Raw genomic sequence first — 13,083 nt, 5'->3', positions numbered from 1 at the left:
GGGTCACCCCTCAAAAGTTCCCGGTGACTTTGAGTGTCGGCTCATGGACGTACCGCTATGGGCGCCCGCGCGCGAGAAGACCACGCGATAGAGTCCCAGTCATGACGACAACGCGCCTCGAGCCGGGTGACACCGCCCCCGAGTTCACGCTGCAAACGGACCGGGACGAGCCTTTGTCGCTCGCCGACCTTCGCGGCCGCAAGGTCGTCCTGTATGTCTATCCCGCCGCGATGACCCCCGGCTGCACCAAGCAGGCGTGCGACTTCCGCGACAACCTCGCCTCGCTCAAGGCGGCCGGCTACGAGGTCGTCGGCATCTCGCCGGACTCCCCCGCGAAGCTGGCCCAGTTCCGCGAGCGCGACGCCATCACGTTCCCGCTGGTCTCCGACCCGGACCGCGCGGTCCTGCGCGCCTACGGCGCATACGGCGAGAAGCAGAACTACGGCCGCACGGTGCTCGGCGTGATCCGCTCGACGTTCGTGATCGACGAGAAGGGGCAGATCGAGCGCGCCATGTACAACGTCCGGGCCACCGGCCATGTGGCGAAGCTGCGCAAGGACCTCGGCCTGGACTGACGCCACGCCGCCGCCCGCGTATTGCGGGCCGAGCATGGTGAAGCCCGGTGGAGTATCCATCCACCGGGCTTCGGCGTGCCGCCCAATTGCGCACACCGGCGACGTTTGAAGAACGTGGATCAGATTATGACGTCGCGCTCTTCGATTGAGCTATCGGCCCATGGAGAGGACCGAGCGGGAGTTGAACCCGCAACCTCGACGACTGGCGTCCCGTTCGTTTGATCCGGCGTTCGGCGGCGAATGCTCAGACTGGAGCGAGAAGTTGAGTTTGTGTTTCGGCTCCCGCGGCCGCCTCTTCCGTTGGGCTACGCCGCCACGTGAATGGCGGCGGGAGGAATCGAACCTCCACATTGACACCGCGCGCACCTGTCAAACTGAGCCTCAGGTTCAGTCTGCGCTCCTTGCGCACCGCCGATCCTATGCTCACCCGAAGAGGTAGCGAAACACCTTTTCGCCGGTCTCCTGCTCGACCACCTCGACCGCGTTGGCCTCCTCGCGGGCGAACTTCACCGCCGCCTGCAGCCGCTCCACGCGCTCGATGAGCTCGTTGACGCGCTTGGCGGGCAGGGCGCCGGAGAACTTCACGGTCTTCCAGTACCCGATGACCACGTCCTCGTAGTAGACCTCGACCTGCGCCGGGTGCTTCTCCGTCGCCTCGGCCTTCACGTGGTTGCGCGGGATCTTCTTCGTGCGCGTGGTCTGGGTCGGCTCGGTGGCGTACGTGTCGGCCGAAGCGTCGTACACCCACGTCTCCGCGGCGTCGAGCACCGGCAGCTTGCGCACGAACGTGAGCAGGTCGGCGAGCTGCTTCTCGAGGAACAGCAGGTACGACACGGGCACCTCGCGCAGCAGTGTGTTGCCGTCGACGACGACATCGGCGCGGGCCACGCAGTTCGTCCAGTCCTTCGTGGCGGTCACGTCGAACAGGCGCGTGAGAATGGTGCCCGTCTGCCGCAGCACCTCTTCGGCCTTGACCTGCACGCGCGTCGACTCGGGCGGCAGCTGCTCGCCCTCCTCGTCCTTCGGGCGGTACGTGCGGGAGATACCGGCCAGCAGCGCCGGCTTCTGCAGGACGTGGTGTGCCTCGGTGAGGTCCTGGAACGAGCGGGACTTCACGCCCTTCTCGACCGCGATGATCTGATTCAGCTTCGTCATAATGCGCACGAGTGTACGAGCCGGTCCGCCACCCGGAGAAACGATAAAACGCAAGCACCGAGGCGGCCACAACCCCCGATCCCCGTGGGGTTTCCGCGGACATGGTCTGCAGACGAGCGCAAGGTGCGAGCTAGGCGCAACCACCGATCCCCGTGGGGTTTCCGGGGGCTCGGCCCCCGGAGCCAGCATGACGCCCGACCAGGTCCGCGCTTTCCGCGGACATGGTCCGCCCGAGGGCGTGGGGCCGGTGAGAGTCGAACTCACACTGGCACGGACCTAAACCGTGTGCCTCTGCCATTGGGCTACGGCCCCGTGTAGACCGAGAGACACAATACTCAGGCCAGGCGCGTGATCTCCACCGTGACGCCGAGGTGCTTGCTCGGCGCGCCGTGGTATACCCCGCGCAGCGGCGGCACGTCGTCGTAGTCACGCCCGCGGGCGACCACGACGTGACGCGGTCCGACCGGCACACCGTTCGTGGGATCGAAGCCGGTCCACTCGCCGCACCACCACTCGACCCAGGCGTGGCTCTGCCCGGCGACCGTCTCGCCCACCTCGGCCTCGACCTTCGGGTGGAGGTACCCCGAGACGTACCGCGCCGGCACCCCTCGCGCCCGCAGCAGCCCGACGGTCAGGTGCGCGATGTCCTGGCAAACGCCCTGGCGCAGGTCCCACGCCTCCTGGGCGCTGGTCTGCACGCCGGTCGACCCGGGCACGTATGCGACCTCGGCGCGCACCCACTCCGACACCGCCTCCGCGGCCTCGGCCGGCGCCAGCCCGCCGGTGCCGGCCCACGCCTGCTCGACGAGCGCCGGGTCGACCGCGGTCACCCGGCTGTCGGCGAGGAACTCGGCGTGCGCGTCGCGCACGGCGTCGGCGACCAGCCCGTCCCAGCCGAGCCGGATGCGGGGCGCAGGCGGCGAGAAGACTTCGACGAGGCTGCTGGACACGACCCGCAGCTGCTGGTGCGGCCGGTGCAGGTCGAACGCGGTGACCTGGGTCGCCCAGTAGTCGTGGTAGCGGTAGGTGGTCGCGCCGGGCGTGACCTCGACCTGGCTGAACAGCGTCGTCTGCCAGGGCAGGGTCAGCGGGGTCAGCCGGGCCTCGTTGTACGACGCGGAGACGGTGCCCGCGTACTGGTAGCCGGTGACGTGCCGGATCTTCAGGCGCCAGTTCATGACCCACCCCAAGCGACGGTGCCCCACGTGACGGGCGTGGACTGCGGGAAGTACCGATCGGTGATCGCCGCGCTCGCCGTGGCGCAGGTCTGCTGCAGGGCGCGCAGGTGCTGCGGCAGCTCGGCGAGCAGGACGCTGGTGTCGGCGTACTCCAGGCGCGTGCGAATCTGCCCGATCGGCCGCCGCGCCGCGTCGGTCACGCCGGCCCGCTCGATGGTGGGTGCGAGATCGATCAGGCACTGCTCGGCGGTACCGAGTGCGTGCAACGCGGACCGGGGAAACAGGCGGTCCAGGAGCAGGAACTCGGTGACCCGCTGCGGGTCGAACGTGCCGCCGTGGGTGCGCAGGAACGCCTCGTCGGCGCCGCACGAGCGCAGCACCGTGCGCCAGCCGGTGACCTCGTCCGGGGTCGTGGTCTGGATCGACAGCAGCCGGGCGGTCATGTCGACCCGCTCGAGGCTGCGCCCAAGCACGAGGAAACGCCACCCGTCGTCGCGGCTCATCGTCGACTCGGCGAGCCCGGCGAGCACCGCGGCCCGCTCCCGGACATAGCTGAGGAACACGGTCGGCCCGAGGCGCTCAGCGGCGACCCGCCGCGAGGCGAGCGTGTGCCACGTGACGTTGAGGCACTCCCACATCTCGCTGGAGATCGTCTCGCGCACCCCGCGCGCGTTGTCGCGCGCCGCCACGACCGCGCCGGAAATCGCGCTCGGGTCCTCCGCGTCGAACGCGAGCAGCTCCAGCACGTCGCCGGTGGTGAGGCGCCGGTCCTGCGGCGCGGGCGCGCCGAGGATCGACAAGAGCGTGCGGCAGGCCGTGTCCTCGTCGGCCCACGGGTCCTCCAGCAGCCGCCCGAGGAACGCGTCGAGAATGCGGGCGGTGTCGTCGGCGCGCTCGATGTAGCGCCCGATCCAGAACAGCGACTCCGCGATGCGACTGAGCATCAGCTCTCCTACTGCTGTTGTCCGGCCATCTGCGCGGCCGCCGGCCCGCTGTCGCGCGGGCTGCCGCCCGAGTCGCGGGGCTCGACCGCGACGCGGGGCCTCGGCACGGGCGCCGGCTCGCCCGGATGCGCCAGCACCCAGGTGTCCTTCGACCCGCCACCCTGACTGGAGTTGACCACCAGCGCCCCCTCGGGCAGCGCGACCCGCGTCAGCCCGCCCGGCAGGAGCCAGATCTCATTGCCGTCGTTGACCGCGAACGGCCGCAGGTCGATGTGCCGCGGCGCGACCCGGTCCCCGAGCAGCGTCGGCGACGTCGACAGCGCCACCGGCCGTTGCGCGATCCACCCGCGCGGATCCTTCTTGACCGCCCGGCGCAGCGCGTCGAGCGTCTCCTCGGACGCCTGCGGCCCAATGACGATCCCCTTGCCCCCCGCCCCGTCGACGGGCTTGAGCACCAGTTGATCGAGCCGCCCGAGCACGTCGTGCAGCACATCGGGATCGCGGTCGTCCAGCCGGTACGTCTCGACGTTGTCGATCAGCGGTTCCTCGGAGAGGTAGTAGCGGATCAGGTCGGGCACGTAGGTGTACACGAGCTTGTCGTCGGCCACCCCGTTGCCGACGGCGTTGGCGAGCGTCACCTGCCCGGCCCGCGCCGCGTTCACGATCCCCGGGCACCCGATCACCGAGTCCGGCCGGAAGTGCAGCGGGTCCATGAACTCGTCGTCGACGCGCCGATACACCACGTGCACGGGACGTTCCCCCTGCGTCGTGCGCATCCGCACCCGGTTGCCGCTGCACACGAGGTCCCGCCCTTCGACGAGCTCGACACCCATCAACCGGGCGAGCAGCGCATGCTCGAAGTACGCGGCGTTGTACACCCCAGGCGTCAACACCACGACGGTCGGATCGTCCACCCCTTCAGGCGCCGCGGCTCGCAGCGCCGCCAACAGCCGCGCCGGGTAGTCGTCGACGGGCCGCACCCGAGCATCCGCGAACAACGCCGGCATCGTGTGCGTGAGCGCCCGCCGGTTCTCGATGACGTACGAGACCCCGGACGGAATCCGGAGATTGTCCTCGAGTACCCGGAACCGCCCTTCTTCGTCCCGCACGAGATCGACCCCGCTGATGTGCACCCGCACCCCATTGGCCGGCTCGATCCCGTAGGCCTGCCGATGAAAGTGCGCGCTCGTCGTCACCAGCCGCCGCGGCACCACCCCGTCGGCAAACACCCGCCCCGGCCCGTAGATGTCCGCGAGGAACATTTCGAGCGCCTTGACCCGCTGCTGCACCGCAGCGGTCAGAAGATCCCATTCCGCCGCATCAAGAATCCGCGGAATAAGATCGAGCGGAAACGGTCTCTCTTCCCCCGCGTACGCGAAGGTCACCCCTCGATCCGTGAACACCCGGGCCAGCTGATCGGCCCGAAACCGCAGGTCGGCCGGCGCCAACGGCTGCAGTGCGGCGAACAGCGACCGATAGGGCGACCGCGGCTGTCCGGGGCGCTCGAACATCTCGTCCCAAGCTTCGAACATGCCCCCGGACATCGAGTACTCATCGAAGATGTCCGCCATGACGAGAGCCTAGGCACAAACCGTTTCGCCCGCATTACCGGTGTGTTTTGGCCCGCGATCTTGCGCTCCGTAGATACCGATGATCTATATATGCATGACTCGGACCGCGTCACTACCTGACCGTTGTTCCCACCAGACACCGGTCGGCGCTGGCGCGCCTCCCTGCCACCTGATCGCCGCCAAGCCCCGCAGCCGCAAGGCACTCGGCGCCGACTCCCGCCTTACCGCGCGGCCATCCGCATCCGGTTGAGCACCGCAACGGCATCTTCGGGTTCATCGACACTGACGGTGAACTGCCGCCCCGCAAAGTCGAACATCAACGCCGGCCCCGACCGCACGATGACGGCCCTCCCGCGCCCGGGCACCCACGTCCACCCCCACCGCTGCCCAATACTGGACTGCACGTCAACCGCCCGCAGGTCATGCACCATCCGCAACGGCACAGAGATCGGCGGCATAGGCAACAGCCCATGCCGGATCCGCACGTTGTACATGCTGACCTGCACCCCAACGTGCCCCATGGCCGCCGCCCACCCCAGCGCTGCCACCCCCGCCAACACCAGCAGCACCGTCAACGCCAGCCGCTTGGGATGCTCGAACGCCTCCCCCGGCGCCACAACGTACGCCCCAACGAAGCACACAACGGCAACCCCGACCCCGGCCCCCGCCCGCCGGTACCCGATGGCCCGCCCGCTCCAAAGCAGAAACGACACGCGCGTTGTTCTACCAGAGCCCCACCCCAAGAACATCGACCCGCCACGTGACCGTCCACACTCTTCAATGCTCGATTTCCACGCCAGCCCGAGACTCCCACCCCGCAGCCAGCCCAAACAGCTCCCGACAGCGCCCCGCCAACGCGCCACGGAGGCACATGTCCGATCCCAGTCACTCCGCCCCGGCCTAGCCCACCGCCACATCTTGAATCGCACAAACCACGCCCACTACAGACATTCCGCCCGCACGCATCGCCCCGACGCCCCGCCACGCAAGCCTGCGCCCCTTGAAGCCGCCTGCCGCCTCGTGAGGCCGCTCGCCGCCCGGCGAAGCCGCCCACCGCGCCGTTGAGGCCGCCCACCGCCCCGTGAGGCCGCCCGCCGCCCGGCGAAGCCGCCCGCCGCCTCCCGAAGCCGCCCGCCGCCCCGTGAGGCCGCCCGCCCCGCCCCCGCGAAGCCGCTCGCCGCCCCGCGAAGCCGCCCGCCGCCTCTGAGGCCCGCCTGCCGCGCGAAGCCGCCTGCCACCTCGCGAGGCCGACCCGCACCGCGAGCCCGCCCGACGCCTCGCGAAGCTGGTCGGGCAAAGGCTCGGGGCTCAGGGCGACGCGGCGCTGGGTCGGCCGGCGAGGTGCAAGACGGGGAGCTGGCGCGTCAGAGGATCGTGATCTGGTCCCCGATTGCGATCTTGCCGCGCACGTCCGGAATCAGGTTGAGACCGAACAGCAGCCCACCAGGGAATCGCCGGTGCTTGCCGAGCACGCGCAGCGGTTGCCGGCCCTTCTCACCCGTCTCTGGGTCGATGGTCGTCAGCACGCAGCGGTCGCACGGCTTCGGCGCCCGGAAGGTGACGTTGCCGATCACGACCCGCCGGCCGATCCAGTCGTCCTCCGCCCACGCCGACGCGCCGGACACCACGACGTTGGGGCGGAACCGGGTCATCGCGATCGGCTCGTCGCCGTCCTCGGCGAGCCAGTCGTTCACCGCCCGCAGTGATGCCTCGTTCGTCAGCAGCAGCGGGTAGCCGTCCGCGAACGAGACCCGGTCGTCCGGGTTGCCGTACTCCGGATCGACCGCCCGCCGGGTCGGATCGTCGAGATAGAACAGCCGCGCCGGCCGCCCGATCACCTGCGAGACCCATTGCGCAGCGACATCCCCCGCAGATGTCGCCGCGATCCACTGGTGAAAGTGCCTGACGTCCGTCGGCTCCCCCGACGGGAGCGGCACCGCGAGCGAATCCGTGCCGGCTGCCTCGAGCACGAGGCCCCTGTCGCCGTACCGCGGCCGGATCCGCCCCATCGCGGGCCATTCGCGCTGCGTGATCAGTTTCGCCTGCTCGTCGACGACGAGCCAGCGCCGGTCTCCGGCCAGGCCCCAGGGCTCCACCTCGGCGAGGTCTGCCTCGGCGCGGTAGCAGCTCTTGATCGGGTAGGTCGCCAAATAGCTCAGGTACACGTCCAGAGAGTCGCATGTGGTCCTCCCTTCCCGCCATCATTCTGAATGACTCCATGCGGTTGACGCAACCCTGAAAGGCGACTTACAGTCGACCCATGACCACCTCCCCGCGCCAGCGGATCCTCGACCTCTTCGACGGGCAGCGACTGACGCCCGTCCAGCGCCGCATCGCGCGGATCCTGGTCGAGCACGCGGGGCGCGCGGGCTACCTCTCGAGTGGCGACCTGGCCAACCTCGCCGGCGTGAGCCAGCCGTCGGTGACCCGGTTCGCCACGGCCCTCGGTTTCGAGGGCTATCCGGCGCTCAGGGACGAGCTGCGGGTGACGATCGACGGCTACCGCCATGGTCCGTCCACAATGGACGACACCGACGAGAGCACGCCGGTCAGCCAGTTCGAGCAGGCACTGAGCGATGAGATCGCCAACCTGCAGCGACTGTCCGACGCGCTGCGCGACACCGGGCCGCTGACCGAGGCGGGCCAGCTGCTGATGGAGAGCCGCCCACTGCCGGTGCTCGGCATGCGGGCGGCCGGCGCGCTCGCGGGGGCGTTCGCTTATTTCGCCGCCAAGGTGCACCCGGACGTCCGCCTGCTGCACGAGCAGGGCAGCCTGCTCGCGGACCGCCTGGAGCAGGCATGCGCGGCCGGCGCAGTTGCCATGCTGGCGTTCGTACTGCCCCGATATCCGCGCGAGGCCATCGACGTGCTGCGCGAGGCGCGGGCCGCCGGGCTGCGGGTGGTCACCGTGACCGACTCTCCGGTCAGCCCGGCCGCGGCGGAGTCGGACGTGGTGCTGCCGGCACCCGTCGGGTCGCGGCTCGTGTTCGACATGCACACCGCGCCAATGGCGATGGTGACGATGCTCTTGCAGGCGATGTGCGACGCCGCGCCTGCCGAGACCCAGGAGCGGCTCGAGGCGTTCGAGCGCTCCGCCGCCAATCGTCAAGTATTCCTGCCCTAGCCGAGGAGAATCATGGAAGCAATCCGTGCCCCTCGGGGCACCCAGTTGACGGCGCGAGGCTGGCAACAGGAAGCTGCCCTGCGCATGCTCATGAACAACCTCGACCCTGACGTCGCGGAGCGTCCGCAGGACCTCGTGGTGTATGGCGGCACGGGCAAGGCCGCACGTGACTGGCCCTCCTACCGCGCACTGATTCGCACGCTGACGACGCTGGGCCCCGACGAGACCATGCTGGTGCAGTCGGGCCGCCCGGTGGGCGTGCTGCAGACGCACGAGTGGGCACCACGGGTGCTCATCGCCAACTCCAACCTGGTCGGCGACTGGGCCACCTGGCCGGAGTTCCGGCGGCTGGAGGCGCTCGGCCTGACGATGTACGGCCAGATGACCGCCGGCTCGTGGATCTACATCGGCACGCAGGGCATCCTGCAGGGCACCTACGAGACGTTCGCCGCGGTCGCCGAGAAGCGGTTCGGCGGCTCGCTGGCCGGCACGCTGACGGTCACCGCGGGCTGCGGCGGCATGGGCGGCGCTCAGCCCCTCGCCGTCACGATGAACGGCGGCGTCTGCCTGATCATCGACGTCGACCGGACCCGCCTGGAGCGGCGTGTCGCCACCCGCTACCTCGACGTCATCGCCGACTCGCTCGAGGACGGCGTGCGGCAGGCAGCGGAGGCCCAGACCGCCCGGCGCGCCCTATCGGTCGGGGTCGTCGGCAACGCCGCGCTGCTGGTGCCCGAGCTGCTGCGGATGGGCGTCGCGGTCGACATCGTCACGGACCAGACCTCGGCGCACGACCCGCTGTCCTACGTGCCGAGCGGGATCGCGCCCGAGGACGCCGCGGACTACGCGGCGAAGAAGCCCGAGGAGTTCACCGAGCGCGCGCGGCACTCGATGGCGCGGCACGTGGAGGCAATGGTCGGGTTCCTCGACCGCGGCGCCGAGGTGTTCGACTACGGCAACTCGATCCGCGGCGAGGCTCAGCTCGGCGGGTTCGACCGGGCGTTCGCGTTCCCGGGCTTCGTCCCGGCGTACATCCGGCCACTGTTCTGCCAGGGCAAGGGCCCGTTCCGCTGGGCGGCCCTGTCGGGCAACCCGGCCGACATCGCGGCGACCGACCGGGCGATCCTCGACCTGTTCCCGGAGAACGACTCCCTGCGCCGCTGGATCACGATGGCGCAGGAGCGCGTTGCATACCAGGGATTGCCGGCCCGGATCTGCTGGCTCGGCCAGGGCGAACGCGACAAGGCCGGCCTGCGGTTCAACGAGATGGTCGCCGACGGCACGCTCGAGGCCCCGATCGTCATCGGGCGGGACCACCTGGACACGGGCTCGGTCGCCTCGCCCTACCGGGAGACAGAGGCGATGCGCGACGGCTCCGACGCTATCGCCGACTGGCCGCTGCTCAACGCGCTGGTCAACACGGCGTCGGGAGCGTCCTGGGTGTCGATCCACCACGGCGGCGGCGTCGGCATCGGGCGGTCGATCCACGCGGGCCAGGTTTCCGTCGCCGATGGCACCGATCTCGCCGCGCAGAAGCTCGCCCGGGTGCTGAGCAACGATCCGGCGATGGGCGTGCTGCGTCACGTCGACGCGGGATACGACGACGCGGCCGAGGTCGCCGAGGCGACCGGCATTCGCGTACCGATGCGGGAGCAGTCATGAGCACCGATGCGGAAGCAGCCATGATGGGCGCCGAGCGGTTCGCCGCGCTGTGGGGGTCGCTGAGCCCGGTCGGCCGGGTCGGCGACGACGGTGGGTACGTGCGCCATTCGTGGACCGACACCGACCTGGTGTGCCGGGAGTGGTTCGTCGAAGAGGCATTGGACCGCGACCTTGAGGTCGAGATCGACCGCAATGGCAACCTGTGGGCCTGGTGGGGCGAGCCAGAGGGCGAAGGCGCCGTGGTCACGGGCAGCCACCTCGACTCGGTGCCGCACGGCGGGGCCTACGACGGGCCGCTGGGCGTGGTGTCGGGGCTGCTCGCCATCGATCGGCTCCGCGAGCGCGGCGTTACGCCCTCGCGGCCGATCGCGGTGGTCGTGTTCACCGAGGAGGAGGGCGCGCGGTTCGGCGTTCCGTGCTTGGGATCGCGGCTGCTCACCGGCGCTTACGACCCCGCGCAGGCGCTGCGGCTGCGCGACCGGGACGGGACGTGGCTCGCCGACGCGATGGGCCGCGCCGGGCTCGATCCGGACCGGCTGGGGCCCGATCCTGAGCGGCTGGCGCGCATCGGGGCGTTCGTGGAGCTCCACGTCGAGCAGGGCCGAGCGCTGGACCATCTCGACGCCCCGATCGGCGTGGCCAGCTCGATCTGGCCCCATGGGCGGTATCGCTTCGACTTCACCGGCGAGGGCAACCACGCCGGCACGACCCGCATGGCGGACCGGCACGATCCGATGCTGACGCTCGCCCACACCGTGGTCGCCGCCGACGTGGCGGCTCGGACCCACGGTGCGCACGCCACGGTCGGGCGGGTCGACGTCGCGCCCAACGCAACCAACGCGATCGCCGCCCGGGCGTCCGCCTGGCTGGACGCACGCGCCGCGGACACTGACACGCTGCAGAAGCTCGTCGATTCGATCCGGCAGCGGGCCGAGGAGCGCGCCCGGCACGACGGGACGCGGGTGGCCGTGGCGACCGAGTCGCTGACCGGCGAGGTCGGGTTCAACGGCGACGTGAGCCGGCTCGCCGCGCTGGAGCTCAACGCGCCGGTGCTGCCAACCGGGGCCGGGCACGACGCCGGGGTGCTCGCCGGGCACGTCGACACCGCGATGCTCTTCGTGCGCAACCCGAGCGGCATCTCCCACGCGCCGCAGGAGTCCGCCTCCGACGCCGACTGCGCCGTCGGGGTGGAGAAGCTCACCGACCTCCTGGCCCGGCTATGTCAGTGACGCGGTACCACTGCTCGCACGCCTGGCTGCCGACCGGCGTCGCCATCGACGTGCTGGTCGAGGTCGCCGGCGGCCGGTTCGTGGCGGTGCACCCGCGGACGCCGGTCGACGCGCCCGAGGCCGCTGGGGCGGTGCGGCTCGCGGGGGTCACGCTGCCGGGCATGGCCAACGCGCACTCGCACGCGTTCCATCGGGCGCTGCGCGGGCGCACGCAGCAGGGGCGCGGGACGTTCTGGACGTGGCGTGAGCAGATGTACGCGGTGGCTGGCGCGCTCGACCCGGACTCCTATCACGCGCTGGCCGTCGCCGCCTATGCCGAGATGGCGCTCGCCGGCATCACGTGCGTCGGCGAGTTCCACTATCTGCACCACGGGCCGGGCGGGGTGAAGTACTCGGACCCGAACGCGATGGGCGAGGCGCTCATCGCGGCGGCCGCCGACGCCGGCATCCGGATCACGCTGCTCGACACGCTGTATCTGACCGCTGGGGTCGACGGGCGGCCGCTGGAGGGAACGCAGCTGCGGTTCGGCGACGGATCGTTCGACGCCTGGTCCAACCGGCTCGACAGGCTCCGTCCTCGGCCGCACGCGCGCATCGGCGCGGCGGCGCACAGCGTGCGGGCCGTCCCGGTCGCGGCACTGGCCGAGCTCGCCGCGCGAACCGAGGGCATGCCGACGCACGTGCACCTGTCGGAGCAGCGAGCGGAAAACGAGGCGTGCCTCGCCGTCCATGGGCGCACGCCGACGGAGTTGCTCGCCGATCGCGGACTGCTCGGCCCGCGGGTGACCGCGGTGCACGCCACGCACCTGACCGACACCGACCGGGCGGAGCTGGGCGACAGCGGTACCGGAGCGTGCTTCTGTCCGACGACGGAGCGGGACCTGGCCGACGGCATCGGCCACGCGCGGGCCCTTTCCGACGCCGGCAGCCCGCTGAGCCTGGGGAGTGACAGCCACGCGGTCGTCGACCTGTTCGAGGAGGCGCGCGGCCTCGAGATGCACGAGCGCCTGCACACCGAACATCGCGGGCACTTCACGGGCGCCGAGCTGATCGACGCCGCCACCGCCGCCGGGCACGCGGCGCTCGGCTGGTCACACAGCGGCGCCATCGCGGTGGGCGCCCGAGCCGACTTGGTCACGGTGGCGCTCGACTCGCCGCGGACCGCCGGCTGCGATCCGGCCGCGATCGCGTTCGCGGCCACCGCGGCCGACGTGCGCCACGTCGTGGTCGACGGGCGGGTCGTGGTGCGCGACGGCCTGCACCTCGCCGTTCCGGATGTCGGAGCGGCGCTGACTCGGGCGCTGCAGACCATCACGACAGCCCCGGCCGGCGTGCTGCCGTCCTCGAACACCGACCGACCGGGTCGCGCCGACGCAGGACCGAGCGGCGACCCCGACGAGGGCGGCGCTGCGAACGGGGCATCTCCCAACCGCGCCGCGGGTGGGGCGGCCGAGCGAGGCGGTGAGTCCAGCAAGAGCGGCGCGCCAGGCTCGGCGGTTGGAATCGCCGAGCGGGGCGGGGAATCCAGCAAGGGCCGTGCGCCAGGTGCGGCGGATGGAACCGCCGAGCGGGGCGATTGGTCCGGCGAGAACGGTGCGCCACCCGCGGCGGATGGAGCGGCCGAGCGGGGCGGTGAGTCCGGCGA

Annotated in this window: 10 protein-coding genes, 1 tRNA gene and 1 pseudogene; 5 read left to right on the top strand and 7 right to left on the bottom strand. The window is 71.0% G+C overall.

Translation table 11 applies throughout. From position 1 onward, the window contains the following. Nucleotides 1-101: 101 nt before the first annotated feature. A complete protein-coding gene (gene bcp / locus ABD901_RS48730) occupies nt 102-575 on the top strand; it encodes a thioredoxin-dependent thiol peroxidase (protein ID WP_345139540.1) in 474 nt (157 codons plus the stop codon). 423 nt (nt 576-998) lie between these two features. Here the strand turns inward: bcp and ABD901_RS48725 are convergent, their stop codons facing one another. The 7 genes from ABD901_RS48725 to ABD901_RS48695 form a co-directional block, all read right to left on the bottom strand. Then, the gene (locus tag ABD901_RS48725; protein ID WP_345139529.1) at nt 999-1,730 is read right to left on the bottom strand and encodes a DUF7873 family protein; all 732 of its coding nucleotides are present in this window, start codon (nt 1,728-1,730) and stop codon (nt 999-1,001) included. Nucleotides 1,731-1,969: 239 nt separating this feature from the next. Further along, nucleotides 1,970-2,042, bottom strand: a tRNA-Leu gene (locus ABD901_RS48720). A gap of 23 nt (nt 2,043-2,065) precedes the next feature. Beyond that, a complete protein-coding gene (locus tag ABD901_RS48715; RefSeq protein WP_345139523.1) occupies nt 2,066-2,908 on the bottom strand; it encodes a transglutaminase family protein in 843 nt (280 codons plus the stop codon). Beyond that, the gene (locus tag ABD901_RS48710; RefSeq protein WP_345139516.1) at nt 2,905-3,852 is read right to left on the bottom strand and encodes an alpha-E domain-containing protein; all 948 of its coding nucleotides are present in this window, start codon (nt 3,850-3,852) and stop codon (nt 2,905-2,907) included. Before ABD901_RS48710 ends, ABD901_RS48715 begins: the two co-directional genes overlap by 4 nt. A gap of 8 nt (nt 3,853-3,860) precedes the next feature. Next, complete coding sequence (locus ABD901_RS48705) at nt 3,861-5,423, bottom strand: circularly permuted type 2 ATP-grasp protein (RefSeq protein WP_345139512.1); 1,563 nt, start codon at nt 5,421-5,423, stop codon at nt 3,861-3,863. Nucleotides 5,424-5,644: 221 nt separating this feature from the next. Then, the gene (locus ABD901_RS48700; protein ID WP_345139497.1) at nt 5,645-6,040 is read right to left on the bottom strand and encodes a hypothetical protein; all 396 of its coding nucleotides are present in this window, start codon (nt 6,038-6,040) and stop codon (nt 5,645-5,647) included. 747 nt (nt 6,041-6,787) lie between these two features. After that, nucleotides 6,788-7,588: an MOSC domain-containing protein gene (locus tag ABD901_RS48695; RefSeq protein WP_345139494.1), complete on the bottom strand. Its 801-nt coding sequence runs from the start codon at nt 7,586-7,588 to the stop codon at nt 6,788-6,790. A gap of 95 nt (nt 7,589-7,683) precedes the next feature. Here ABD901_RS48695 and ABD901_RS48690 point away from each other — a divergent pair, with 95 nt between their 5' ends. From ABD901_RS48690 to ABD901_RS48675, 4 genes and pseudogenes are all read left to right on the top strand, one after another. Continuing rightward, nucleotides 7,684-8,547: a MurR/RpiR family transcriptional regulator gene (locus ABD901_RS48690; protein ID WP_345139488.1), complete on the top strand. Its 864-nt coding sequence runs from the start codon at nt 7,684-7,686 to the stop codon at nt 8,545-8,547. Nucleotides 8,548-8,556: 9 nt separating this feature from the next. Then, nucleotides 8,557-10,209 carry a urocanate hydratase gene (hutU, locus tag ABD901_RS48685; protein ID WP_345139656.1) on the top strand — a complete coding sequence of 551 codons (1,653 nt, stop codon included), beginning with the start codon at nt 8,557-8,559 and terminating at the stop codon, nt 10,207-10,209. Further along, a complete protein-coding gene (locus tag ABD901_RS48680) occupies nt 10,206-11,438 on the top strand; it encodes an allantoate amidohydrolase (RefSeq protein ID WP_345139485.1) in 1,233 nt (410 codons plus the stop codon). Before hutU ends, ABD901_RS48680 begins: the two co-directional genes overlap by 4 nt. Further along, nucleotides 11,435-12,760, top strand: a pseudogene (locus ABD901_RS48675) (formimidoylglutamate deiminase); the annotation flags it as partial. The gene ABD901_RS48680 and the pseudogene ABD901_RS48675, both read left to right, overlap by 4 nt. Nucleotides 12,761-13,083: the final 323 nt, after the last annotated feature.

This window comes from Dactylosporangium darangshiense (assembly GCF_039537565.1).
Classification (GTDB): Bacteria; Actinomycetota; Actinomycetes; order Mycobacteriales; family Micromonosporaceae; genus Dactylosporangium; species Dactylosporangium darangshiense.
Note: the sequence above shows the minus strand (reverse complement) of the source record. Positions and strands in the feature narration are given on the sequence as shown.